This window comes from Mesorhizobium sp. WSM4847 (assembly GCF_055811335.1).
Genome location: NZ_JBVVPY010000001.1, coordinates 411737 through 435236 on the forward strand (window position 1 = coordinate 411737; position 23500 = coordinate 435236).

Consider the following 23500-nt stretch of genomic DNA (forward strand, 5'->3'; position numbering starts at 1 on the left):
CGATCCAGGACCGGCTTGCCACGCTTAATAGACTGCGAGCAAAGTCCCGCCAAGTTGGAAAGCTTGATCGGGGTGCAAAAGGGCGTTGCGAGGTCGCATGGATTTGCCACGGCATGATCAACGGGTTCAAGCTGACCCGAAAAAGCCTATCCTGTTCGTGCGCCAGCGCTACGCGCCCTTTGGCGGAGGCGAGATCATGCTGGAAAACATCATGGCGGCGTTCGCCGCGCGTCAACGGCCGGTGGCCGTGCTGTCAGGCGACTGGCCGCGACACGAAGGCATAGAGTTCATCCAGTGCGCCGGCCGCCGCTTTCCCCGCTCCCTGCGGGCGACGTCCTTTGCTCGAGCCGCCTGCCGCAAGATCGCCGAAATGCCGCCGGCCCTGGTGCAGAGCAACGATCGCCTTCCGTGCTGCGACGTCTTCCGGGCCGGGGAAGGCGTTCATGCCGCTTATCTTGCCGAGCGACGGCGTTTCGAGACGCGGCTTGGCACGGCAGCGATGGCGCTGAGCCCGTTTCACCGCCAGACGCTGCGGCTCGAGCGCGCGACCTATGGCAGCCCACGGCTTAAAGCGGTGATTGCCATTTCGAAAATGGTGGCGGAGGACATTGTCCGTCACTACGACTATCCGGCCGAACGCGTGCACCATATTCCCAACGGGGTCGACCTGGAGCGCTTCAACCCTAAGTTGCGCAGACAGCATCGAGCCGTAGTCCGATCACGGCTTGGCGTCAACGATGACAGGCCGGTCGTTCTCTTCGTAGGCTCGGGTTTTGCGCGAAAAGGACTTCTTGCCTTGATGAGGTCTGTCGCAATGCTCGATGATGAGCCGGAGTTATGGGTCATTGGCCACGATTCGCGCGCCGATACCTTCCAGCGGGCCGGTGACAGGCTTGGTCTTGGTGCAAGGCTCCGCATGCTGGGACCGCAAAAAGATACGCTGCCATGGTACGGCGCCGCCGACATTGCGGTGCTGCCTTCCATCTATGATCCATTCGGCACAGTGGTGATCGAAGCCATGGCCAGCGGCTTGCCCGCCGTGGTCAGCACCGGGTGTGGGGCGCGCGAACTTGTCGAACGCTTCGAGCCGACGCTTGTTTGCGACGCAGCCAGCGTAAACGACCTCGCCGCCGGGCTTGCCCGCGCGCTGCAGCTGTCGTCACGGCCTGAGACTGCGGCCAGGGTCAGGGCGGCGGCCGAACACTACGATTTCAACATCATGATCAGGAAAATGATAGCGCTCTACGAAAGTCTCGACCTGAAATAATTTTCGACATATTTTTTGAATCCGTTAGTATCACCGAAGTGCCAACCGGTCGGGGACAGTTTCATTTGAACAACAGTCGCAGTTTTGATGCCGGAACCGTCTGACCGTGCCGGCGCTCTCAGTCGTCATAATCAGCCGCAATGAGGAAGCGTGCATCGCACGTTGCCTTGGCTCGGTAGATTTTGCCGACGAAATCGTCGTCCTCGACAATAACAGCACCGATCGAACCAGGGACATCGCCAGTGGGCTCGGGGCCAAGGTGCTGATCACCTTGGATTGGCCGGGTTTCGGCGCGCAGAAAAACCGCGCGCTGGCCGCGGCGACAGGCGATTGGGTGCTTTCGCTTGATGCCGACGAATGGGTCGAGCCGCCGCTGGCCGCGGAAATCAGGGCCGCCATCGCCAACCCGAAAGGCTGTGACGGTTTTGAAATACCAAGACGGTCACGCTTTTGTGGGCGCATCGTCCGCCATGGCGGCTGGTCGCCCGATCTGGTGCTCAGGCTGTTCCGTCGCCAGTCCGGCCGTTTCAGCAACGACACCGTGCATGAGAAGGTGGTGGTGAATGGCAAGGTCTCGCGATTGTCCTATCCCATGGAGCATGACTCGATCGCCGACCTGGCGGACGCGCATGACAAGATCGGCAGATACGCGCAAGCGTCCGCCGCGCGGCTGCTTGCCGAGGGGAAAAAAAGCTCGATCGGCAAGGCGGTTTTGCGCTCGGTCTGGGCTTATATGAACAGCTATGTCTTCAGGCTGGGGTTTCTCGACGGTTCGACCGGCGCGATGGTCGCCGCTTATTCGGCCGGCTACACCTATCAGAAATGGGCGCTTGTCGCGTTGGGCGGCAAGGCGGAGTGCGCCGAGGAAAGCCGGGCCGGGGTGAACGGCAAATCCGCGGGTTTCAGAAATCGCCCTGGCTAATTTCCGCGCCATTGTTGCCGAGTTGTTGCCAGACAGTTAGTGTGTGCCCGTTTTGAAATTGGAGCCAAGGTACTGAATATGACTGATGCGTTTAGGGTATTCGTTGGATGGGACAGCCGTGAGCCGATCGCCTACGACGTGGCGCGACACTCCTTGCTCAAAAACGCTTCGGTGCCTGTCTCCGTCATTCCAATCAAACAGGACGAGCTGCGTGCCCGTGAACTGTATTGGCGGGAAAAAGATCCGCTCGCGTCAACAGAGTTCACCTATACGCGGTTTCTCACGCCTTTTCTCGCCGACTATACGGGTTGGGCCTTGTTCTGCGACTGCGACTTCCTGTGGCTCGGTGACGTCGCAGGTTTGCTGGAATACACGAAGTCGAACAAGGCGGTCTATTGCGTCCAGCATGACTATACGCCGAAGGCCACCACCAAGATGGATGGCGTCGTCCAGACATCCTACCCGCGAAAAAACTGGTCGTCGCTGATGCTGTTCAATTGCGCGCATCCTGCGGTTAAATCGCTTACGCCGGAGGTCGTGAACCGCGAAAGTGGCGCTTACCTCCATCGAATGCAGTGGGTTGCCGATGAGGATTTGGGCTCGCTGCCGGTAGAGTGGAACTGGCTTGAAGGTTGGAACGAAAAGCCGGCGCATGGCACACCCAAGGCAGTCCACTATACAAGTGGCGGTCCGTGGTTTGCCGAGTGGCAGAATGTCGACTATGCGGATCTGTGGATAGCCGAACGCGACGAATTCCTGAGTGCCGATCAGGCAGAAGCCGCTCTTTCGCGCTCGGCGACCCGGTAGCCAGTCAAAAAACCCAGTGCTGGCGGGCCCTCTACACCTGCCCGTCCAGCCATTCCCGCAAATCGCGGTCCTGCTTGTTTTCGGCAATGGGCAGCGAGGGCCGCCTCCAGACATACCAGATGGCGGCAAGCACGCCGGCAGCCCACGTGCCGGCGAAAACATTCGCAATGAGGTCGATTGGAACCTCCCAAGCCGGCTAAAACATTAGCACGGCATCATACAAGTGGGCGACACCCAATTAGGAGTAGGGCGGGTGGAGCCGTGAGCGCGTCACCGCCTTCCACCTTCTCAACCAGTTCTTCCTTGCAGATCGCGGCCAGGACGGCGGTGAGCAACAGCCATGCGCTTACAAGGCCGCGCCTGGCATTCTTCGTCAATGGCAGCGATCGAAACGCAACGCTGCTCAACATTATTGAGGCGCCGAGCAATCCGGGCGTAGCAGATCGGTGGATCTGCCCACGAGAAAAGTCATGTCCGAGGGCTAATCAATTCGGCTATATCCGAATGTAGTAGCAGGTGTACTGACCGTTTCGCGATAATGTTCGACCTTGGCCTCTGGCAAGGTTCGGAAACATTTCATGGAACGCAATGTCCACTACCACGTCATGGACTTCTTGCGCATTTTTGCAGCGCTCCTGGTGTTACTGAACCATTTCGCGACATTCGCCTGGAGCAGGGCGTCAGTCGCCGAGGGAAGCGATGTCGCCTTCGGTTTTCTGTCGGCGTTTGCCGGTTTGGGTGCTGTAGGGGTCGAAGTTTTTTTCGTAATTTCCGGGTTCGTCATTGCCATGAGCGCCGCAGGCGAAGGCGGCGCATCGCAAGCGCTGCGTTTTGCGCGCATGCGCGCTACGCGTATTTTGCCCGCCTTGTGGCTGTCCGCGCTCGTCAGCCTGGCCGCACGATCTCTTTATGGCGAGGATTTTTCCGGTCTTCTGATGGATTTTGGCAGATCGGTGACCTTATCTCCCAAGGGCCCTTATATCGACGGGGTCGTATGGTCTCTCGTCGTCGAGGCCGTATTCTACGTCCTCGTGGCCGCGTCAATCTTGTCGAGGTTTCGCTTATCACTCTATGATCTGGCCAAAATAATAGGGTTCTCGAGTTCGGTATACCTTCTCATTCTTTCCGGGCTGCACTTGCTGCCGCCGTCCATTCGGCCGGAAGAAGCGATATCAGTGCTTTCGCGGTTCCCCTTCAAACTGCTTCTGCTGCAGCACGGCGTTTTCTTCGCAACAGGCATGATCCTTTTTCTCGTCAGGAACGGCGGCAATGGCCGTAACGAAATGGGGCATGCCGGGAAGATACGATTGATGTTGTTTTTTGGCTGTATGGGCACCGCCGAGATTTTTGTCTCGATCGAACGCGGCTATGCCTATAAAACCGCCGCCGTGATCGTGTGGTTGACGTGCATGTATGCAATGGCAGCAGGAATAAGGTATAATGAATTTATTAAATACAAGATTTCAGGCTGCCATAATTTGGTGAGATACATTGGGGGAATTAGCTACCCTCTATATTTGAATCATTACTCGGTTGGCATGGTTGTTGTCTGGGGGTTATTTTCATTGGGATTTTCGACGCCCATTGCCTTTGTACTGTCCATGCTATGTGTTTTGGGTTTGAGCATGGCGGTCATGTCGCTGGAAAAGCGGATACAGAACGCCATCAGGCGAGGGTTCCCCAGACCCGAAGCCAAAGGCGATCGAATGGCGGTTTAGCGTCTCCGAGAGGAAGGCAGGAAATCCCACGGCCTTTGGGTGGCGAGCAGTGGGATGCGGGCCGACCACATCAACAGCCAGGGTAGAGCCTGGCGACAATCTCGAATACATCTCTTCCGAGTAGGTGGCGAGCGGTCTCTTCGCAATTGCGAGGTATCAGGGGGTTCTAAGCTAACGCGAATGGCGTAACCCTGTGTCGCAGCTGAACCCGGAGACAGTCTGGCTCGAAAGAGGGGCTGTCAATCGGCCTGCTCCAGCCGCTGGCACTGCAGCGAAGCTGCTCGTCGAGCCGAACTGGCCGGCGTGTGAACGAAGGATCTTACCCGTAGAAATCTCGTCACGGCAATGAGGAAATCTCGTGCCGGGGCCCAGCAGGACCTGCCAGTTTTATCAGGCATCTGACCTCAGCGGTTTAACTGAGTGCCGGTGCTGCTCGATCCGGGGGCAAATCCGAGTTGCTATCTGCGAGTGAAATCAGAAAGTTGCATGGATCGGGTAGCGGTACGATCCGCCCCGATTTTGAACGATCGCCGGGTCGCCCCCGACAACGTCAGCGCGACCGCAAGTCAGCAACAGTGCCTGGCCTTGCTGTCGGGGGGGCGAGCCAGTCACGCCGAAAGCCGTAAGCAATCCGCAAGGGTGGCGTGTACGAAAGTTGCACGATGCAACCAGGCGCTTCCGACCGCCGGAGACCTCGCCATTCGAATGGATGGTGCAGAAAGTCGGTCGAACTTTATGATGAATTCCGGTCCTACTGCGCTCGATCAGGCGTGATCCTTGCTTTTTTGTGAGAGTGCAGTGCAACATCAGCCAATGGTTGTAGCCCGTGCAGGGTACTCAACACGTCAAAGCTGGAGTAGGTTTTTGCGTAGGGAGGTATCTGGGGGAGGATTGGCGGGGTATCGAATGACGTATGCTACAAGCCTTTCATCGAGTGAGAATGAAAACCGTCCGACGTCAGTCGCAGTCAAAAGCGACGATAAGGCGTATATCAAGGCGCTGGGCTTCATGCCGAAGCGATATGCGGCGGAAACCGCTATCGTCAATCAGGGGGAGGACGGCGATCGCGTCTTCATAATCGAGTCTGGCTGGGGTTGCGTTTCTCATGACCTTGCCGGTGGACAGCGACAGATCTTGGACTTTGCCTTGAAGGGCGACATTGTCCTGCCACAGACGTACTCGGGCGCTGCTCTTCAGACATTTGTGGCTCAAACCGACCTTGCGGTGCTGGAAGCCTCGGCCAAGACGCTTGCTCTTGGAGCAGCGAAGTCGCCCCACATAGCCTCGCTTTTTCTTGAAACGCTCGCGCGCCAGCGGGCGCTTGTTGCCCAACACCTCACCAATATAGGCCGACGCAGCGCCTTGGCGCGTACAGCGCACTTGCTGCTCGAGCTGAGAGCGCGACTGGAGCGCGTCGGCGCCGCCAGCCGCACCGGCTTTGCATGCCCTCTCACCCAGTACGACCTCGCGGACGCGCTCGGCCTTACGCCGGTCCATGTCAATCGAATGCTGCGGGAATTGCGGGAACGCGGGCTTCTGGAGTTCCGCCAAGGTCATGTCCGCGTGCTGGATCGGCAGGGCGTAACCAAGTTTGCCGAGTTCGACGACAGGTATATCGATGGTTGACACTTGTTTTGGCGCTCGACGCAAAGGCGGCGCGACGCGCCTTGAAGCCGCACTGCCATCGGCGACGCCGGCTGTCTCTGCCGACGGACCGCCGCGCCTGGCAAACAACGCGAGGCCCAGATTCCAGTCGGTGTGTTCTCTGGCTACCTCCCTCCTAGACCAAATTGCTAGGGCCAAGTGAAGGGGTAAAAAATTTTTTACGTTTTATTAACCTAAATTAGTGAAGGCACATCTTTTCGGCGATAAACATTATGGACGGGGTAGTGCTGTCCAAGGTGGGGCTTGGGAAATCCCGAGGTTATAGTGAAGGCGACGCGAACAGATCATCGTTCGCGGGAAATAGTATTTGCCTGCAGTACATCTCGTACTGGTCTCGAAACGTTGGGTAGAGTTTGGGGAGTAAGTTCATGGTTCCGACAATTCAACTGGATAGCAAATCACCCGGTGCACTTGAATTCGTATCGCGCAAGGCCGGGAATGGAATACATCTTCATAGACATGGCTTGACCGAATCTTGCCTGGCTCTGCTGGACGAGCGAGTGCTTGACCGACAATGTCTTGCGCAATGCCTGACCGCCTATGGCATCGGGAAGGAAATCCTGTCGTTCGGCTCGATCGAAGAGTGGCGGCATCAAGAGAATGCACTGTCGATATCGGCCATTCTGCTGAACGTGGGCAGCCGAAAGGTGACAGATGCAAGGACCGGCAGCGAAATCGCCGATCTCGTGAATGAGGCCCATCCGGTTCCAGTGGTGATTTTGGCCGATACCGACGATCTGGAGCAGATTCTGAAGGCGTTGAATTATGGCGCAAAAGCCTACATCCCTTCATCGATCCGTTTCGAGATCTGTGTTGAAGCCGTAAATCTTGTCCTTGCCGGTGGCACATTTGTCCCTGCAAGCAGCGTTCTTGCCCAGCACAAGGCAATCGACACAACCGTCGAAATGACAAGGCCCATGGCGAGTGTGTTCACGGAGCGGCAAGAAGAGGTCGTCCTGGCTCTCAGGCGTGGGAAGGCGAACAAGATAATCGCTCATGAGCTCAACCTTCGCGAGAGCACGGTCAAGGTCCATATCCGCAACATCATGAAGAAGCTGAAGGCGACGAACAGGACGGAGGTCGTCTACAAGCTCAATGAGATGTTTCCTGGCGCCCACCTGTTGGGCCGATCGAGCTAAACGGTTGTCATCATAACAGTGGCGCGGCTGCATGCTCGAACCGGGGCCCATCGGTGGCGATGCTGCTCGACCGTTGCAGTTCGCCGCTCTTTTTGTTGCAGATATGGATTGAAGCCATGCTAGACCGGCCGTCGGCGGCAATTGCTCACAAGCCATGGCTCGGGGCGGACGCACCGCAGGACTTTATCAGCCTCGCTGACGTTGTCTCGTTTGCTCGGCAGTATCTTTTCTCGATTCTGGCGTTCGTCGTCGCCGGAATCGTTTGCGCCACGTTCTACTTTGCTACCTCGGATCCTATTTATTCGGCGCGCACCCAGATCCTGATCGAACCGAAGATACCCAGAAACCTTCAGCAGCAACCGGCCGAAGTCAACCTGTCGCTCGATACCGCTCAGGTCGAGAGCCAACTTGCAGTTCTGCGCTCCCAGAAGATCGCGATGATGGTGATCGATGACCTTGGACTCATGGACAATCCAACCTTCAGTGGGCTGGGCGGTCCAACCATCGGCGAGAGGTTTCGCAGAGCCTGGATGAGCATCGTTGATGCCGGCGGACTCCATGCCGGCAATGCTGCGCTGACGGATTTCTTCCATCGCGTGCTGCCCTGGCCGGATCGAATGGAGGCGAACAGCCCGCAGCTGGAATCCGAGCGTCGGCGTCAGGCGGTGGAGATATTCAGCGATGGCCTGGATGTCCAGCGTGTCGGTGTCTCCTATGCAATGGACATTACATTCCAGTCTCAGGATCCGGCGTTGGCGGCACGCATCGCAAACGCCACAGCGGAAGCGTTCGTGCGCGAGCAAGTGCAAACGACAACAGCAACGGCTAGCGAAGGCATCGCATGGTTGGAAAGGCGGATGCGGGAGGTCGGTGATCAGATGAACCGGGCGACCCGGGTCGCCCAGGAGTTTCGCGCAAAACACGACTACAGCATCGGTCAGGACGAGGCGCCCGTCGCGGGACAGAACCCGGCGCTCAGCGAAGGACAGCCAACACACCAGATTACGCTGGAGCAGTTGGAGGTTACCGCCGACACTTATCGAAAGATGTATGAGAGCCTGCTCGCGGCGTATACAAACTCGGTCGACCAACAGCCTTATCTGATCGCCGATGCTCGTGTCATCACCTCTGCAACCAGCCCCAAGAAAGCAAGTCGGCCGCGCAAGACGCTGATCCTCGCCTTTGGCGCGCTTGCCGGAATGGTGGCTGGCATCGGGTTCGCCGTGGCGCGACGCGGCCTCGATCGGAACGTGAGGACCCCGCGTCAGATCCGCGAACTGGGCCTGGCTTGTATTGGAGAATTGCCGCCGGTCAGTTTCAGGCGGGGTGGTTTTGGCCGGCTTGACGAGGTGCTCAGGAATCCGGACTCTTCATTCAGCGGCAGCCTCAGGAGCGTCAAGGCGATCATGGGCCTGGCCGGGGCCACCCCTTCAAGGCGTCGCATCGGAATTACATCCGTGTCCCCCGGTGACGGAAAGAGCACCATTGTAAGCAATCTGGCGGCGCTGTGTGGGGCGACGGGCACACCGACCCTCGTGATCAACGCCGACGATAAGTCGGCACTGTCCAACGAACGTCTCTTTTCCTCCGATTTCAACGTGATCGATCGGGATTCCGCGAGCCCCAAAGACATCGGCAAGCAAATCCGATTCATTGAAAAGACATCGTTTTATTACTTGAATAACGATGCGTCGAATTCGGCCAATTTGCTGGTTCCCGATAATATGGAAAAATTGCTGAACGAAGTTGGTAGTTACAGTATCGTCATTGTTGAGCTCCCACCGTTTAGTTCCGGTGCCGAAGGGCTTGCTCTCTGCCCGCTTCTTGATGGCGTGATTGTGGTGGCGCAGTGGGGCGTGACGTCGCTTGATCAATTGGAAGACCTGACGCAGACGCTCAAAAACACCAATTCCTCCGTCCTTGGCGTGTTGATGACACGTGTTCGTACTGTTTCGGCCCGGCGTTACCGGAAGCGCGCAGGTCAGGCGCCGCGCTGACATCGACGTCCTCCTCGCGGCGGGTCGAGCTGATGCATGTCAAGCATGCCCCCGGGCCTGACCCAGAGCTTGAACCGAGGGTGCGCAGCGGTTTTGCGATGACGACACGCATCAAAACAAGACTTAAAGCGCGTCGCATGAATCCGTTTCAAATGCGACGCGCTTTAGAGTCCGCGGCAAGTCTCGACACCTCCCCGTCCGACGCTTGCCCGTCAAAGGGAATCCGCGCCCCTTCAGGGCGTCGCGCGTCGAAAAATCGATTCCGATATCGTGCCAGGCATTGAACGGAGCAGCCATTCGTCCGTACCCGGCCTAGCAACTAAGGGGTAGCCCAAGCTGCCAAACACCCCCGATCTACCACCTTTTCCCTGCTTGCCGGAGATCATCCGTCGTCGCCAAAATGCAAACGAAAAGTTGAAATCGAGCGCAAGCGGAAAATGTCCAACGTGATCGAAAGTAACCTGCGGCAGTGCGAAGAGCTGGCTATTATGGACGACGATGTGCGGACCGAAAGCCGGCATCCGCTCGGCGGTTGGGCCAAGAGGCTGCTGGATCTGATGGTAGCCTCGATAGCGCTCATCCTGGCCGGTCCGATCCTGGTTCTGATCCCGCTTCTGATCAAGGCGACAACAGGCGGTCCGGTGCTGTTCGTTCACCGGCGCATTGGGTTCAATGGAAAGGCCTTCGACTGCTACAAGTTCCGCACCATGGTGCCGAATGCCGAGGAGGTGCTCGAACAGCATCTGCGTTGCAATCCACAAGCCGCCCAGGAGTGGGCGGCCAATCAAAAGCTGAGCTGCGATCCGCGTATCCTGTTTTTCGGAAAGATGCTCCGCAAATCGAGCCTGGATGAACTGCCGCAGTTGTTCAACATCTTGCGGGGCGACATGAGTTGCGTCGGCCCGCGTCCTGTCGTTGCCGACGAATTGCAACGCTATGGCGCCGCATCGCACGAATATTTGAAGACGCGGCCAGGACTGACCGGCCTCTGGCAGATAAACGGGAGAAACACGACCGAGTATTCGCATCGCGTATTGCTGGACACGCAGTACGTTCGGACATGGTCTCTGCGCCGCGATCTTTCGATCCTGATGCTGACGATACCGGCCATGATGAAGTTCGATCAGACCTCCTGACCTTGGCTATGTCAGGGGCGCGGCAGAAACGGCCTCAAGCGATCGTCGCAAGGGGATCGTCGCCCACTCTATTGTCGCCCACTCTATTGTCGCTTTGGGCGATGCCGCAGCACGGCAATTGCAAGGCCGACCAGATAGGCAATTTGGGTGACGACAACAAGATAAAACGTCGAGCGAATGGTGCTTGGAACAGACAGGTGAAGAAAACTGCCTACAGCGATGCTGCCGACGATCACCACCAAGGTCGCCACGATCAGCGCCGGCGCGCGCAACGTAAGCCCTATTGCCAGGGCAAGACCGGCAACGCCGACAATGGCAAGCAACACGGCGACCTCCTCCCAGGGTCGATCGACGCCGCGCAAGACGACCCCTGTCCCAAGCAAAGCAGAGTCGCTCGTTTTTGTGAAGCCCAACATTTTAGCTCAGCGGTTCCGGCGGCGCAGTCAGGGTCTGGTTCATTGATCGTGGCGGTGTGAAATGCAGGTTTCCGTCATTGGAGCACTGATTTGCACGGGAATCCTGGCCCTCGTCGTCTATATGCGCTGGTCAATGATCACTGCGCTGATTGCCTCTCTGGCGTTTGGTGCGACGTCAATCGGGACAATAACCTCGCTTGGCGGTTCATCGCCGCTTATCTTTACCGTCTTTGATATGTTCGTGATACTAGCCTCGCTGGCTCGACGCGGAATCTGGAGGGAAATAGGAGCAGTCTTCGTTCGTATAGGTGCCGCATGGATCGTCTGCGCGCTGATGATCTATGTCTGCATCGGAGCGCTGTTATTTCCGAGGCTCTTTGCAGGGCAGACAAGCGCCTTCGTCGCTTCCCGCACCGGCAGGGGCGTCTACGAAGCGGCCTTGGCGCCGGTATCAGCCAATATCTCTCAGGCGGGATACTTTATTCTGGGAGGGCTGACGTTCCTGGCGGCCTGTCTGCTGCTTCAGCGCAGCGGCACGTTGGCCGACATCAGGCGAGGCTTTTTCCTTTGGTTCAGCTTGCACGTGCTGATGGGCATTCTGGATTTGTTGGGCAAGGTGACCGGCACCGGCGACATCCTCGCCCCGATTCGTACGGCCAACTACGCCATGCTGACGCAGGTTACGGAAGCTGGGTTTTGGCGGATCGCGGGGGCGTTTTCAGAGGCATCGTCGTTCGGTGGGGCATCGCTGGCGGGGCTGGCGTTCACCTACACCTATTGGCGCAAGACCGGATCCAAATTCGCATTGGGGTTAGGAGCGGCCCTGTTTGTTCTCCTGCTGCTGTCGACATCGTCGACCGCCTACGTTGGTCTTGCAATCGTAAGCGTGCCCGTTGTCTTTTCCATCGTGAAGTCGCTCGCTTCAGGTCGGCTGAGGTTGGGGGAGGCACTGCTTATCGCGTTGCTACCGCCCTTGCTCCTCTCCGCGATGGCCGCCAGTCTGTTCTATCCGCATTTCTTCGATCCGGTCTTGCAGCTTGTCGACAACACGGTAATCAACAAAGTCACATCAGCCTCTGGCCAGGAGCGCAGCTACTGGAACTACAAAAGCCTGCAGTCTTTCTACGATACAGGTGGACTGGGGGTCGGGTTGGGAAGCTCGCGGGCCTCGAGTTGGCCGATCGCAGTGCTTTCCCAGTTGGGGCTGTTCGGCACCGCGATGATGACAGTTCTGTTGGCAATGCTGGTGCGGGGGGTGCGGGGTGGCCGCGGTCGCATCGATCCCGAGGTCGACGCGATCGCGTCGAGTGTCCGCGCTTGCGCCTTATCGGCGCTCGTGGCTGGATCCCTGGCAAGCGGCGGCGCCGACCCGGGTATCGTGTTCTTGATTCCTCTCGCCGTCGTTCTTGTCAGCCGGTTCTTGCCTGTTGAAGACGACAGTGTTGCTGAGGCTCCTGTAAGGACGCTCCGGCATTCCCGCGAACAGGTGATTCAATCGCAGGTCGGCACTGTTCCCGGCCGCGCCTAAAGCGATATAGGCTCAGAGCTTTCGGAAGTATCCATGAGCTCCGAAACCCATAGTGCTATCGAATCCACCATACAAAAGCGCAACCTTTTCGGGTTTATCGCTAAGGAACTCGTCGCAAGCCTTCTTTACCCCCGGATAGAGATCGACTGAGTCGAACAATCCAGGATCACTGTAGTCGTCTATCAGACATGCAGCACCCTTCGATAGGCGAGGATACACATACTCCAAGCTGACCTTGACCGAGTCGTATAGGTCACCATCCAGATGCGCAAATGCAATTTTGTCCGGCAACTGTGTGGGAAGCGTATCTTCGAACCATCCCTGGTGAAGAATAGGCTGCCGAAGATTCAAACGCTTGAAGTTTGCCATGAGCGCATCCTTCGTAGTGGCCATGTCGCCCTTGTGAGCGTTGGCGTGGCCGTCTTCGGCACCGGCGTTCGGGAGACCTTCGAAGCTGTCATACAAGTGAAGGTTCCTGCTTGGATCGTAGTGCTGAAGTATGCGTTGGAATACCACGGCTGACTTGCCTTCGTGGCATCCCAATTCACAGAAGTCTCCAGGTACGTTGTAGAAAAGCGCTGCGCCTGCCAAGTGATACATGTCCATTCTCTGTTCAACACTGGTCATCCAGCCTGTGCGAACAGGTGGTGCGAGGACGAGATTTATTCCAAGTTTTCGGAGAACCTTGTTGGCAAAGCGAACCGTCTGAGACTTGGATGGCTTCTGTTGAATCCATTCATCGAACGTGTTGGTCAAGAAGACGTTCGGTAGTTCAGTTGCTTGCATAGCGAAATCTCTTTTCCTATCAAAGAGCACGATGGAGATAGAGCCATATAGTGCGTGTATTGGTCAAGGAAATTACCTAATATACATCAAGAGGTTGCGCGATTCTACCTAATCCTTCTAGAAAAACCCGCCGGGAGTCTAGGGAATGCCTACAGTATCGCCGGCGGTTTCTGCCTTGAGTTCTATTCCCGGCGCCTCGCGCCGCTCGGTCGATGTCAGGTCCAGCGCGCCCGTTTCATCCTCAGCCAATGGTATTTCAACCTTGATCGTGTCTCCGGGCTCGACGGCACTCGTTTCGCTAGCTTGGATTTGCACTGTCGCACCATCCGCCGACGGCCGGAAAATCGTGTAGATCGGCGCAGCCAGCTCCGCATCAGTTCGGCGGGCAAGAAGGCTCGGGGCAGATACCGCGGACTCGTACAATAGCCGCCTTGCCGTCTCTGTCTTGCTTTCGAGAGCATCGAGCTCAGCTTGCGTTTGACGCAGGTCGATCGTTACCTCATTTTTGCGCCCATCCTGGAGCTCGAGAATTGATATGTCAGTTTTGCTGATTTCCTGACGCCCACGCAGCAGACTGGTTTCCGCCGACAACCTCTCGCTCTGCGCCTGGGCAAGGGCCCGCTCTAGAGAAAACTCGCGCGGGGCCGCCGCAAGGCCTTTGACGACAAGCGCTGAAACCGCTGTCAACTCTTTCTGGATTGAGCCGATTTGCTTGTCGAGGAAAACGAGTTGCGCTTCCAGCGAGGCAAGTTCCTTCTGGAGGAACTCGCGCAGACCATGAAGCGCCCTGACCTGAGTGTCCAATCCCTCGCTGCGCGCCTGGAAGATCAGGCGCTCCTGCTTCAAGAGCATGGGAAAGACGTCGTCTTGAATGCGGGAGGTCAATTGGGCCGGAAACTGAATGTCGCTGGCATGCGAGAGTTCCGCCTCGAGTCGTGCCTTGCGAGCGAGGAGACTGGCCTCGTTCAGTCTGAGCAGGCTCACATCCCCTTCGCCCTGGATCACTTCGCGCTCGAACCTGGCGTCCCTGTCCTCTCGAGTCCGCAACCCGCCCGCGATGCTCAATGCCTGCAACACGGTCAGCCCAGGCCGGTATGCGAATTCTCCCGACTGCGTCACCTTGCCGACAACATAGAACGGTCGGAACTGGACGATTTCCACCGCCGTATTCGGTTTTCGGGCAAGGCCGGTACTTTTCATGAGGCTGTCGCCGATCGAGTTTGCGATCTCACCGGTGGTGAGTCCGGCAGCCTTGATTTCGCCGACCAGCGGTAGCGAAACGGAGCCATTGGGACCGACCGTGTACTCGTCGTTGAGAGCATCCCAGCCAAAAATCTTGTCGCGTGACGCACGCCATTCGTAGACCTTGACGCGGAGCTTGTCCTGCGGGCCGAGCACATACTCTTTGGCGTTTGCAGCCGAGGCACCCAACATGCCGGCCAAGGATATCCCCGCATACACCACGACGTGGAGAATGCGCCAACCTTTGCGCCGAGCCGACAGCTGGCCCAGGCGCCGAACTCGATGATTTGAACGAGCGTCGCTGTCGACTGAAAAGGGCAGTTCCTGGAGCATCTCTTACCTCTGCACTAGATCTTCAGAATATACTCGGGCTCCACCCGGCCCCTTGCCACATGTGAAAGGGCCAGGAGATTGCCGCGCAGACGCCCTCGCCGGTCGACGTAAGATTCCGGCCAGAGGCTGCGCGCGAGATTGGCGAGCAGATTTTTGCCCATCAATCTAAGTGCGAAAGTCGATGGGACGGTGCCTTTGCGGACGAGGTAGATCGGATTCGCCACTTGGGAATAGCCGAAACGGATGCCGTTTACGCGACCGCTCTTGATGCCGAGGTGAACCCCGCGGATCGACGGCAAACGGACGACCCGCCCTCTGGCTCTCAACTGGCTGGTGAAATCAACGTCTTCCTGCCAGCCATAGAGCGCAAGCCGTTCGTCGAATCGCAGGCCGTTGATGAATGCGGCCCTGATCGACATGTTGCATCCATAGGCGCTGAGTTGATCCACCCCACGCGATTCAGTCGCAGGGCCGGCTTCGCGAAGCGCCTGGATGCCCTCGTTCCATGTGAGCCCTGCGGTTGTCGCGCCGTCCTTAAGCACGTGTCCCGTCATTACTGCCCAGTCGGGCTGCTGCTTGAACGCCTTCGATACGCCTTCGAGGTAGTCGTCCGCCGGAATGAAATCGTCGTCGAAAAAGGTGATTATGTCGAAACGGTCGCCTGCGACGTCGAGGGCGATGTTGCGCTGCGCCGGCAAGCCGGTCTTTCCGACGACGCGCGATACGGGAAACCGGCAAACCGTGTTGCCGGGAATATGGCTGGCGTCGGGGGCCGACAGTATCACGGCGTCAGGGAGCAGGGTCTGTCGCTCAAGCTGTGCGAGAAGCCGAGCCACTTGTTCCTTGCGACCAAACGTTGCGACGATCACGACCACTTTCATCGACGATCAACTCTCCTCGCGAGCAATGGATTACAGATACGGCGTGCGACCACTGCTTGCGAAGTGAGCGCGCTGTGATCCTAATCCGCCGGCCGCGCCGATACAGCCTGCGCATAAGGTTAGCGTTGAGGCCTGCTTAGGCCCATCGAAGTAGGAGACGTACCTCGTTGGAGTACATCCGGCCTCGGGAGGGTGCGGCGCTTAACCCGATAGGCAACTTGTTTGGACGGGACGGACGGCACACAGTCGCTGAGTATCCGGGCAACAAGAATTCCGGAAAAAAAGGTGCCAACATTCCGTGAGGGGCAAAGCATGCGCCATGTGCGACAGCCGAAAGCAACCACGATGGTGGGCCGTGATGCCAAACATTTGCGATCCATCAGCAAGACGCCATTTGCCGGCATAGACCGCAACGCCCGCATCGCCGTCGTGCATGATTGGTGCCCCAACTTTCGGGGAGGGGAGCAGGTCCTTGCTCGGATCTGCAAGACTTTTCCGAGAGCCGAGGTCTTCACCCTCTTTGATTTTCTCCCGAAGGAAATCAAGGAAGAGTATTTTCCAGGCGTAATTTTCCACGTTTCCGGCATGAATCGACTTCCGTTCGTGGAAAAGTACTACAGGTCACTTTTCTTTCTCTGTCCGTTTATGATCGAACAATTTGATGTCACGGGTTATGACGCGGTAATTTCCTCTTCGGCCGCATTCTCTCGAGGCGTTCTGACTCGCCCAGACCAACTACATTTGTGCTATGTGCACAGTCCGGTGCGGTATGCGTGGGACGAACAATTCTCCTATTTGCAGCAAGCCGGCCTGGGATTTGGACCAAAAGGTCTTGCTTTTCGTTACATGCTTCACAGGCTGCGGACCTGGGACACCCGAACGGCACATGGTCCTGACCTGATGCTGGCAAACTCGAATTATGTCCGCTCTCGAATCGAACGGATTTACGGCCGCGACGCGCGGGTAGTCCATCCGCCGGTCGCCATCGAGGATCTTAAACTCGTGGTCAACAAGGATGACTACTACGTCACGGCCGCGTTCCACGCCCCGTATAAGCGTACGGATCTGATAATCGAGGCGTTCAGCAAAACGCCGTCGCGTCGCCTGGTTGTTGTAGGCGACGAAGTACAATCCAAGCATCTGCGATCGCTTGCCGGCCCCAACATAGTCTTCACCGGTTATCTGCCGCGGCATGAATACATCGAAAAAATCGCCAATGCTCGTGCGATGGTGTTCGCTGGATGCGAGGATTTCGGGATAACGCTTGCCGAGGCCCAAGCGTGTGGTACTCCATTGATCGCCTTCGGCCGCGGCGGCGCGCGCGACATTGTCCGGCCGCTTGGCGAGAGCGCCCATCCGACAGGTGTGCTCTTCGACCGTCAGGCCGTCGATTCCGTAGCTGGGGCCATTGATCTATTCGAGAAAAATGCACTGTCCATTACGCCGCACGCCTGTCGCATGAACGCGACCCGGTTCTCCGAGGAAAGATTCGACCTGGCGATTCTCGACGCCCTTGGCCTGGCCCAGTCTGTCCAACTCGCTCGCGCAACCGAGTACAATGAACTCTTCGGAGCCGAGAGCTCGACGCGCGATATAACCGGTTCACTTGTCGAGCCAATTCTACAATGAACTCATTTGACCTTCACATGGCAAGCAACAAAAAAGCGCTTGGACCGGCCGCGTGCCCGTGCTGCTCGGCGCCAGTCAGCCGGTCAATCTACCGGGTGGAATCCATCCCGGTGCATAGTTGCGTCCTGCTGAACTCGGCCCAAGAAGCGCACGCCTTTCCCCGCCGCGATCTTGACCTCGCATTCTGCGAGGCATGCGGATTCATATTCAACAGGGCCTTTGACGAAGCGATCATAGGTTACTCGACCAATTTCGAGGAATCCCAGCATTTTTCCAGCACCTTCAACAGTTTCGCGAAGGGACTTGCACGCGAGATTGCACAAAAATGTGCGATAGCCGGCAAGCACGTGTTGGAGATCGGCTGCGGCAAGGGTGAATTTCTCCGCGAACTTTGCATATCGGGCGGCGCCACCGGGCTCGGTATTGATCCAGCCTATCGAGCCGACAAAGGCCGCAATGATGAGTACGGCGACGTCAAGATCATCGTCGACTATTTCGGACCAGACTACCAGCATCTGCAGGCGGATACGGTCCTCTGTCGCCACACGCTCGAACACGTAAGCTCGGTGTCGAGTTTCGTGCGGCTGATCCGCAAGATGATCGGCAACAGGACCCAGGATTGGGCGGTCTTCGAGACGCCGGATGCAAAACGTGTGCTCGTAGAGAGCGCGTTCTGGGACATTTACTACGAGCATTGCTCCTATTTCAGTCCTGGCGCGCACGCACGCCTGTTTCGCCAGGAAGGTTTCGACGTTACCGATCTGGAGCTCGTCTACGACAACCAGTACATCGTTCAGTACGCCCGGCCGTCAGCCGGCCGGACGACGCCGAGACTACCGCTCGAGCACGATCTGGAAGTGATGCACCGTTTGGCGGAAACCTTTCCCGCCCGCGTGCGAGCCGCTCAGACTTCCTGGCAGGAGCGCATTCGCGCCGCGCACGCCGCCGGCCGGCGGGTCGTCCTGTGGGGCGGCGGCTCCAAGGCAGTGTCGTTCCTGACGACCTTGCAGCTTGGAGACGAAGTCTGGGCAGCAGTCGACATCAACCCCTACAAGCAAGGCAAGTTTACGCCCGGAACCGGTCACCCGGTCATCGCGCCAAGCGACTTGTTGGACGCTCCCCCTGATCTCGTCATCGTCATGAACCCGATATACCTGAATGAAGTGACGCAATCCTTGATTGCGCTGGACCTTCGACCGGAAGTCGTCGCGGTCTGATTGCGCTCTCTCGTCAAAGAAGAACCCGAAATGGAACATCCTAAGTCGCCGCAAGTGTCCCTTGGTATGCCGGTCTACAACGGCGAGAATTTCGTCTCCGAGGCGATCCGGTCGATCCTCGAGCAGGACTTCGATGATTTCGAGCTCGTCATCACCGACAATGCTTCGACGGATAGAACAGCCGATATATGTCTGGAATTCGCGCGGCAGGACAAGCGCGTCCGCTATGTCCGAAACGCACGCAATTTGGGCGCCGGTGCCAATTTCAATCGAGCTTTCCAGCTGAGCACAGGCGAATATTTCAAATGGTGTGCGCACGATGACCTCTTGAGCGGTGGTTTCTTGACAGACTGCGTGCGTGCGCTTGACGCGAATGCCCGCCACGTCATTGCCTACCCGCGGCTGCTGGGAATCGACGAGACCGGGCAGCTGACGTCCTATGTCGAAAGGGTGCTGCCGGACATGGAAGGATCGTCGCCCGCATCCCGCTTCCGGTTGATTGTTGCTGCGCACGGTTGGGATGCTGCGATGTTCGGCCTTTGGCGTCGGGATTCCTTAGCCAAGACGACATTGCACGAGCCCTACTACGGCTCCGATTGTGCGCTTCTGGCCGAGATGGCTCTTCTCGGGACGTTTGTTCATGCGCCCAACGCGATACTGTACAGCCGTGACCATCCGACGCGCTCGGTGCGGTTGCCAAGCTCCGAGCGATTGGCTTGGCAAAATCCTGGTGGCTCCGCGGCGAATGCCTTTGAATTGTCGAGGCGGCTAAAACACCTCGTCGCAATTGCCTATCGGCACAGGCGCACAGCACCGTTGGGCATGACACTGCTTCATCTGCTTGCGTGGATCTTGGATCCGCTGCTTATCGCGAGATTGTTCCTGGAACTTGTAGGCGCCATATCTCCGCAGCTTCGTACCAAGCTCCGCGGCGCCGGCCTGGGAGCGCTGAAACGCATTCATGCCGTGTCAAACCGATCGCCTGGCTAGAAACGAGTGATCTGGTGCGACGCCCGTCGGGAGGCTTTGTATGAACCTTCGCCAAGTCACGCCCGCGGCCGCAGCAGTGTCAGCCCTCCGAAAATTGCCGGAGGGCTCGGGCAAGAGAAATCTGGTGATCGTCCGGGCGGGGCGTAGCTCTTTGCATGCCGGCTGGACTGAGGGGGCGGGCGACGCCGACTTCGATCTTCTCGTCGCCGCCTACGAGGCTGGCGTCTCCCATGGACAGAACGAGTTCAGCGTATTTCTCCCGGGGCGCAAGATCGCCGGCTATCATGCCTTGTTTCAATGCTACCCTGAAATTGTGACGCGATATGATCTCATTGCACTGATCGACGATGACATCGAGACGACGAAGCTGGACTTGAATCGTCTGTTCGCCATCGGCCGCCGCTATAAACTTGATCTGTTTCAGCCAGCACTGTCTTGGGACAGCTATTTCTCCTACGCAGCGACGCTTGTCAGCGGCAAGCGATACTTGTTGCGATATACCAACACGGTCGAGATGATGTGCCCGGTGTTCAGCGCCAGGTGCCTGCAAACGGCATTGAAATTGTTCGGGCTCGGCTACGAGACGGGAATAGACCTTCTTTGGACCCGCCTGACTGACATGCCTTGGTTGCGGTACGCCATCGTTGACGATGTCGTTGTAAGACACACGCGGCCTGTCGGGACAACAAAGTCGCTTCAAGGTTTCGCCGCCAACGAGCGTTATGACGTGCAGGTTGATGCTGTGCTGAAGAGGTTCGGCGCTGCGTTTCGCGGGTTCGTAACCTATGCAGCGGTGGACCGGCGCGGGCAGCTCATCCGGTCTCGCTTTCTGATCGGCCTCAACTCCCTGTCCCTTTGGCGGGCGCTGTCCAAGACGCCACTTAGATGGCCTCAGTTTATGCGCCGCTCGACCGACTATACGCGACACTGCTGGCTGAGGCCGGTCAACCTGCAACGGATCGACGTCGAAGGAAGTGGTTAAGTCAGGCCGTCAGCTGCAAAGTCTGGGTCGCCGGCTCAGGCAACGATGATATCGGGCGCAAGACCAAGCTTGTGTGCCGCCTGGGCACTTCGTCTCGATAGAGCGGGTTCATAACGATGATTGACCGCACGGGTCGGCCGCGCAGGCTCTCCGGCCCAACCACAGCTGTGCCTGTGCCTGGAGCAAAGCGCCCTTGCTTGCGCGGGTTGACGTCGACCAGAGCGCGTATCCGCGCGCCCTCGGGAACGACGTTGACGAAAGTGATACCGTTTGATCTCGCACCCCAGGCAAGGTAATGGGTAATCGCGCCACCAAGCGACTTTGTCGCGATAGTTTTGGTCGAAGCGGCGGACCAACGTATCAATCCTTCCAGGTCTTGAAAGACCAGCGGTCATCCCGGTTTCGGGAGGCTTGCTTCGATGAAGAGGTATTGGTCACGGTCGCGTCCCCACAGGTGGTGTAGCTCGGCGGTAGCGACGCCGCTCGCGAGCGCGCCCTCGATAGCGCTGTTGCGATAGAGCGGTTTTGCGGTAGTCATCGACAGAACCTGCGCGCGCTCGGGGAGAAGACTCCGGATTCCGATCTCTTGCGCGAGATGATTGGCTTTGCCGCCGAGCGGCTGATGGAGCTGGAGGTTGGGGCCGCCACCGGCGCCGGCTATGGCGAGAAGAACCCGTTGCGCACGGCCCAGCGCAACGGCTATCGCGAGCGCGACTGGGAGACGCGCGCCGGCACCGTCGAACTGCGCATCCCCAAGCTCAGGAAGGGCTCCTATTTCCCCGGGTTCTTCTACAGGTCGCGCCCGACACCAAACTAGCCGCGAAGCCTGAGGAACAAGTCTCGCGCATTGAACAGGTCAGAGCGCACCAGCACGAAGAGAGCCGTACCATAGACAGAGGCTCCAAGGACAATTGCGCTAATAAGGAGCGTCTCCTGGGCGGCGTGCTCAGGCGCGCTGCGTAGCCACGCGCTGATGGCGCCGAACATCAGGAGGGCGGCGAGAGCCAGTCGTGGGAAGATCTCAAGGGGTCTCAGCACGTCGATACGCGCGATGCGCTGAGCGTAGAAGAGGAAGATTGGTAGGAGGACCAGGCTGCAGGCTACGAGCGCCACCATTGTCATCTCAAGGCTGATCTGCGCAGTGACCGACAACAGCATCGTTGCGACAACAGAGTAGGCTATGTTCAACTTCAGGATCAACCTCGAGTGACCCATTGCAAGGATCGTAAACGCGCAGAGGCTGTCAATCGTGCGTTGCAGGCCCAGCAGCATGAGAATCTGGACAGCGACGACCCCGCTGGCCCATTGCGGGCCGAAGATAAAGGGAACCGCGATCGGTGCGATCGCGGCAAATCCTATGAATGCAGGAAATCCCGCTATCCCGGCCATGCGGACGGTCGTGTTGAAGAAACGGTCGATCTTTTCGGGTTGATCTTGAATCCGTGCCACTGTGGGCATAGTGACAGCCATCAGCGGACTGAGGAATACTTGCACCAGAAGGTCGAGCGGACGACGGGCGAGAGCATAGACTCCGACCGCATGGGGGCCGAGGAACGTACCGAGTAGGACCTTTGGAATTTCCTCGTTCAAAAAACTCCAAAAAGTCTGGACGATAAGCGGGCCGCCAAATCCTAATAGGTCACGAACCTTTGCATAGGAGAAGGTCAGACCGGGCCGCCAAGAACTGCCAAGGAGAAGGACAGCGGTTTCCACAGTCGCTTTTGCAAGGTGCATCCAAATCATGCTCCATACGCCGAAACCGGCTATTGCCAAGACGATGCCGAGTGTGCCGCCGACGACGGTGCCGGCAAGTGTACGCAACGCGAACAAGCGGAACTCGAGTTGGCGCTTCAACACAGCCGCAGGTACCGACGAGAGGGCCTGAATTACGACGACCACGCTGCTCCAGCGGATGAGATCTTCGAGAATGGGCTGTCCGAACGCTGCAGCAATCAAACCGGCAGACATCCAGATGAGCCCGCTAATCACCGCGCCGGTCGCGGTGAGAAGCCAGAAAGCCGAGTCAAAGTGTGAGGGCTCAATTTTAGGATGCTGGATGAGTGCCTCCGGTATTCCGATCGTGACCGGAACAGCAAGAATGACGGGTACAACCATGGAGAGGGCGGCGAGGCCGAATGCTTCAGGTCCGAGATGCCTGGCCAATACGACAAAAACGGCAAACATGGCTGCTTGCCGACCCCATGTTTCGACTGCTGCCCAGGCTGCGCCGCTGACAATCTTCGCGCCGATCGATGTCATCGCACGTCTCTTTGCCCGTTGGCACACAGGCCTGCGACTTTCGATCGCGCAGCCAAGGCTTTCCGTCTTCGTCTCACGGCTGCGCCGCTAGCGATCTGGCCTGGTCTACGTGAATAAAAAGGAGAGCCGTCGACCTCTCTCCAGCTATCGTTTGTCGAGCTGGAACCTCGCGAACGCAGAGCCGTCGCGGGACACGGACGGCGTTTCGCGTGCTTGCTCGTCATTCTATTCCACCCCTCACAAGCACCCATGGCTGAGGATACCGTGGTTGGAGAGGAAGGGTGGCTGCATCCAGTTCTTATTGGTCATAGGCAGCTCCTCTGGAGATCCTCTTTGTAGCGCAATCAAATTAGGCGGTGTTACGGCTGATATCCTGATGTCATCGCGGCGGGCGCGTTGCTGGGATTGGAATTCGTTCGAGTGCATCGTGCCAAACCTTACGCCGGAGCGTGGGAACGTAAACGTCCCCAAACGGCGTATGTCTGTTTGGTGCAGCCTGATTACCGATTGACCATCCCGCGTTCCACAAGCCCACCCGCGCGGGCGATCAAGAAGCGGGCTTAGCAGCTGTCTCGGTCCGCTCGGC

General features: G+C 57.9%; 20 protein-coding genes and 1 pseudogene. 14 read left to right on the top strand and 7 right to left on the bottom strand.

The genetic code is table 11. From position 1 onward, the window contains the following. Positions 1 to 97: 97 nt before the first annotated feature. From AC0L28_RS01920 to AC0L28_RS01955, 8 genes are all read left to right on the top strand, one after another. Positions 98 to 1267 carry a glycosyltransferase family 4 protein gene (locus AC0L28_RS01920; protein ID WP_473475230.1) on the top strand — a complete coding sequence of 390 codons (1170 nt, stop codon included), beginning with the start codon at positions 98 to 100 and terminating at the stop codon, positions 1265 to 1267. A 106-nt stretch (positions 1268 to 1373) separates the two neighbouring features. Next, positions 1374 to 2189 carry a glycosyltransferase family 2 protein gene (locus tag AC0L28_RS01925; protein WP_473475232.1) on the top strand — a complete coding sequence of 272 codons (816 nt, stop codon included), beginning with the start codon at positions 1374 to 1376 and terminating at the stop codon, positions 2187 to 2189. 78 nt (positions 2190 to 2267) lie between these two features. After that, positions 2268 to 2996, top strand: a complete 729-nt coding sequence (locus AC0L28_RS01930; RefSeq protein ID WP_023799611.1) for a hypothetical protein — start codon at positions 2268 to 2270, stop codon at positions 2994 to 2996. Between the two features lie 578 nt (positions 2997 to 3574). Beyond that, positions 3575 to 4714: an acyltransferase family protein gene (locus AC0L28_RS01935; RefSeq protein ID WP_473475234.1), complete on the top strand. Its 1140-nt coding sequence runs from the start codon at positions 3575 to 3577 to the stop codon at positions 4712 to 4714. A gap of 906 nt (positions 4715 to 5620) precedes the next feature. Beyond that, a complete protein-coding gene (locus tag AC0L28_RS01940) occupies positions 5621 to 6340 on the top strand; it encodes a Crp/Fnr family transcriptional regulator (protein WP_023799608.1) in 720 nt (239 codons plus the stop codon). A gap of 407 nt (positions 6341 to 6747) precedes the next feature. Then, a complete protein-coding gene (locus AC0L28_RS01945; protein WP_287374617.1) occupies positions 6748 to 7518 on the top strand; it encodes a response regulator transcription factor in 771 nt (256 codons plus the stop codon). Between the two features lie 59 nt (positions 7519 to 7577). Next, positions 7578 to 9515 (top strand): GNVR domain-containing protein, encoded by a 1938-nt coding sequence (locus tag AC0L28_RS01950; RefSeq protein ID WP_287375080.1) that lies wholly within the window; start codon positions 7578 to 7580, stop codon positions 9513 to 9515. A 437-nt stretch (positions 9516 to 9952) separates the two neighbouring features. Further along, the gene (locus tag AC0L28_RS01955; RefSeq protein WP_473475236.1) at positions 9953 to 10651 is read left to right on the top strand and encodes a sugar transferase; all 699 of its coding nucleotides are present in this window, start codon (positions 9953 to 9955) and stop codon (positions 10649 to 10651) included. 83 nt (positions 10652 to 10734) lie between these two features. On the opposite strand, the gene AC0L28_RS01960 is transcribed toward AC0L28_RS01955, so the two are convergent. Further along, on the bottom strand, positions 10735 to 10977 hold the full coding sequence (locus AC0L28_RS01960; RefSeq protein WP_287076137.1) for a hypothetical protein: 243 nt from the start codon (positions 10975 to 10977) through the stop codon (positions 10735 to 10737). Positions 10978 to 11128: 151 nt separating this feature from the next. Here AC0L28_RS01960 and AC0L28_RS01965 point away from each other — a divergent pair, with 151 nt between their 5' ends. Further along, positions 11129 to 12595 carry a hypothetical protein gene (locus AC0L28_RS01965; protein ID WP_473475238.1) on the top strand — a complete coding sequence of 489 codons (1467 nt, stop codon included), beginning with the start codon at positions 11129 to 11131 and terminating at the stop codon, positions 12593 to 12595. A gap of 12 nt (positions 12596 to 12607) precedes the next feature. Here AC0L28_RS01965 and AC0L28_RS01970 read toward each other — a convergent pair whose 3' ends face one another. From AC0L28_RS01970 to AC0L28_RS01980, 3 genes are all read right to left on the bottom strand, one after another. Next, entirely contained in the window at positions 12608 to 13381 is a 774-nt protein-coding gene (locus AC0L28_RS01970; protein ID WP_287374611.1) for a TylF/MycF/NovP-related O-methyltransferase, read from the bottom strand. A 138-nt stretch (positions 13382 to 13519) separates the two neighbouring features. Next, the gene (locus AC0L28_RS01975) at positions 13520 to 14956 is read right to left on the bottom strand and encodes a polysaccharide biosynthesis/export family protein (RefSeq protein ID WP_473475240.1); all 1437 of its coding nucleotides are present in this window, start codon (positions 14954 to 14956) and stop codon (positions 13520 to 13522) included. Between the two features lie 14 nt (positions 14957 to 14970). After that, positions 14971 to 15837 carry a glycosyltransferase family 2 protein gene (locus AC0L28_RS01980; protein ID WP_287227226.1) on the bottom strand — a complete coding sequence of 289 codons (867 nt, stop codon included), beginning with the start codon at positions 15835 to 15837 and terminating at the stop codon, positions 14971 to 14973. Between the two features lie 345 nt (positions 15838 to 16182). Here AC0L28_RS01980 and AC0L28_RS01985 point away from each other — a divergent pair, with 345 nt between their 5' ends. The 4 genes from AC0L28_RS01985 to AC0L28_RS02000 all read left to right on the top strand — a co-directional run bounded on the left by AC0L28_RS01985 (position 16183) and on the right by AC0L28_RS02000 (position 20655). Then, positions 16183 to 17466 (top strand): glycosyltransferase, encoded by a 1284-nt coding sequence (locus tag AC0L28_RS01985; protein WP_473475398.1) that lies wholly within the window; start codon positions 16183 to 16185, stop codon positions 17464 to 17466. 233 nt (positions 17467 to 17699) lie between these two features. Further along, a complete protein-coding gene (locus AC0L28_RS01990; RefSeq protein ID WP_353833713.1) occupies positions 17700 to 18683 on the top strand; it encodes a class I SAM-dependent methyltransferase in 984 nt (327 codons plus the stop codon). 30 nt (positions 18684 to 18713) lie between these two features. Then, entirely contained in the window at positions 18714 to 19673 is a 960-nt protein-coding gene (locus AC0L28_RS01995) for a glycosyltransferase family 2 protein (protein ID WP_287227217.1), read from the top strand. Between the two features lie 40 nt (positions 19674 to 19713). After that, complete coding sequence (locus AC0L28_RS02000; RefSeq protein ID WP_287374605.1) at positions 19714 to 20655, top strand: hypothetical protein; 942 nt, start codon at positions 19714 to 19716, stop codon at positions 20653 to 20655. A 1-nt stretch (position 20656) separates the two neighbouring features. Here the strand turns inward: AC0L28_RS02000 and AC0L28_RS02005 are convergent, their stop codons facing one another. Together AC0L28_RS02005 and AC0L28_RS02010 are read right to left on the bottom strand one after the other, a co-directional pair. After that, positions 20657 to 21019, bottom strand: a complete 363-nt coding sequence (locus AC0L28_RS02005; RefSeq protein ID WP_287374602.1) for a Rossmann-fold NAD(P)-binding domain-containing protein — start codon at positions 21017 to 21019, stop codon at positions 20657 to 20659. Between the two features lie 27 nt (positions 21020 to 21046). Continuing rightward, positions 21047 to 21193, bottom strand: coding sequence for a hypothetical protein (locus AC0L28_RS02010; RefSeq protein ID WP_287374600.1), 147 nt, complete (start codon positions 21191 to 21193; stop codon positions 21047 to 21049). Here AC0L28_RS02010 and AC0L28_RS02015 point away from each other — a divergent pair. Then, positions 21170 to 21442, top strand: a pseudogene (locus AC0L28_RS02015) (transposase); the annotation flags it as partial. The gene AC0L28_RS02010 and the pseudogene AC0L28_RS02015 sit on opposite strands and share 24 nt — an antisense overlap. A gap of 26 nt (positions 21443 to 21468) precedes the next feature. Here the strand turns inward: AC0L28_RS02015 and AC0L28_RS02020 are convergent. Next, positions 21469 to 22914 carry a lipopolysaccharide biosynthesis protein gene (locus AC0L28_RS02020; RefSeq protein WP_473475243.1) on the bottom strand — a complete coding sequence of 482 codons (1446 nt, stop codon included), beginning with the start codon at positions 22912 to 22914 and terminating at the stop codon, positions 21469 to 21471. Positions 22915 to 23500 lie beyond the last annotated feature (586 nt).

Coding starts and splice junctions, on each gene's coding strand:
- AC0L28_RS02000 (WP_287374605.1), top strand. CDS start 19,714: ATGAACCTTCGCCAAGTCACGCCCGCGGCCGCAGCAGTGTCAGCCCTC.
- AC0L28_RS01955 (WP_473475236.1), top strand. CDS start 9,953: ATGTCCAACGTGATCGAAAGTAACCTGCGGCAGTGCGAAGAGCTGGCT.
- AC0L28_RS01950 (WP_287375080.1), top strand. CDS start 7,578: ATGCTGCTCGACCGTTGCAGTTCGCCGCTCTTTTTGTTGCAGATATGG.
- AC0L28_RS01970 (WP_287374611.1), bottom strand. CDS start 13,381: ATGCAAGCAACTGAACTACCGAACGTCTTCTTGACCAACACGTTCGAT.
- AC0L28_RS01975 (WP_473475240.1), bottom strand. CDS start 14,956: ATGCTCCAGGAACTGCCCTTTTCAGTCGACAGCGACGCTCGTTCAAAT.
- AC0L28_RS01930 (WP_023799611.1), top strand. CDS start 2,268: ATGACTGATGCGTTTAGGGTATTCGTTGGATGGGACAGCCGTGAGCCG.
- AC0L28_RS01985 (WP_473475398.1), top strand. CDS start 16,183: ATGGTGGGCCGTGATGCCAAACATTTGCGATCCATCAGCAAGACGCCA.
- AC0L28_RS01935 (WP_473475234.1), top strand. CDS start 3,575: ATGGAACGCAATGTCCACTACCACGTCATGGACTTCTTGCGCATTTTT.
- AC0L28_RS01940 (WP_023799608.1), top strand. CDS start 5,621: ATGACGTATGCTACAAGCCTTTCATCGAGTGAGAATGAAAACCGTCCG.
- AC0L28_RS01945 (WP_287374617.1), top strand. CDS start 6,748: ATGGTTCCGACAATTCAACTGGATAGCAAATCACCCGGTGCACTTGAA.
- AC0L28_RS02010 (WP_287374600.1), bottom strand. CDS start 21,193: ATGACTACCGCAAAACCGCTCTATCGCAACAGCGCTATCGAGGGCGCG.
- AC0L28_RS01965 (WP_473475238.1), top strand. CDS start 11,129: ATGCAGGTTTCCGTCATTGGAGCACTGATTTGCACGGGAATCCTGGCC.
- AC0L28_RS02020 (WP_473475243.1), bottom strand. CDS start 22,914: ATGACATCGATCGGCGCGAAGATTGTCAGCGGCGCAGCCTGGGCAGCA.
- AC0L28_RS01920 (WP_473475230.1), top strand. CDS start 98: ATGGATTTGCCACGGCATGATCAACGGGTTCAAGCTGACCCGAAAAAG.
- AC0L28_RS01995 (WP_287227217.1), top strand. CDS start 18,714: ATGGAACATCCTAAGTCGCCGCAAGTGTCCCTTGGTATGCCGGTCTAC.
- AC0L28_RS01980 (WP_287227226.1), bottom strand. CDS start 15,837: ATGAAAGTGGTCGTGATCGTCGCAACGTTTGGTCGCAAGGAACAAGTG.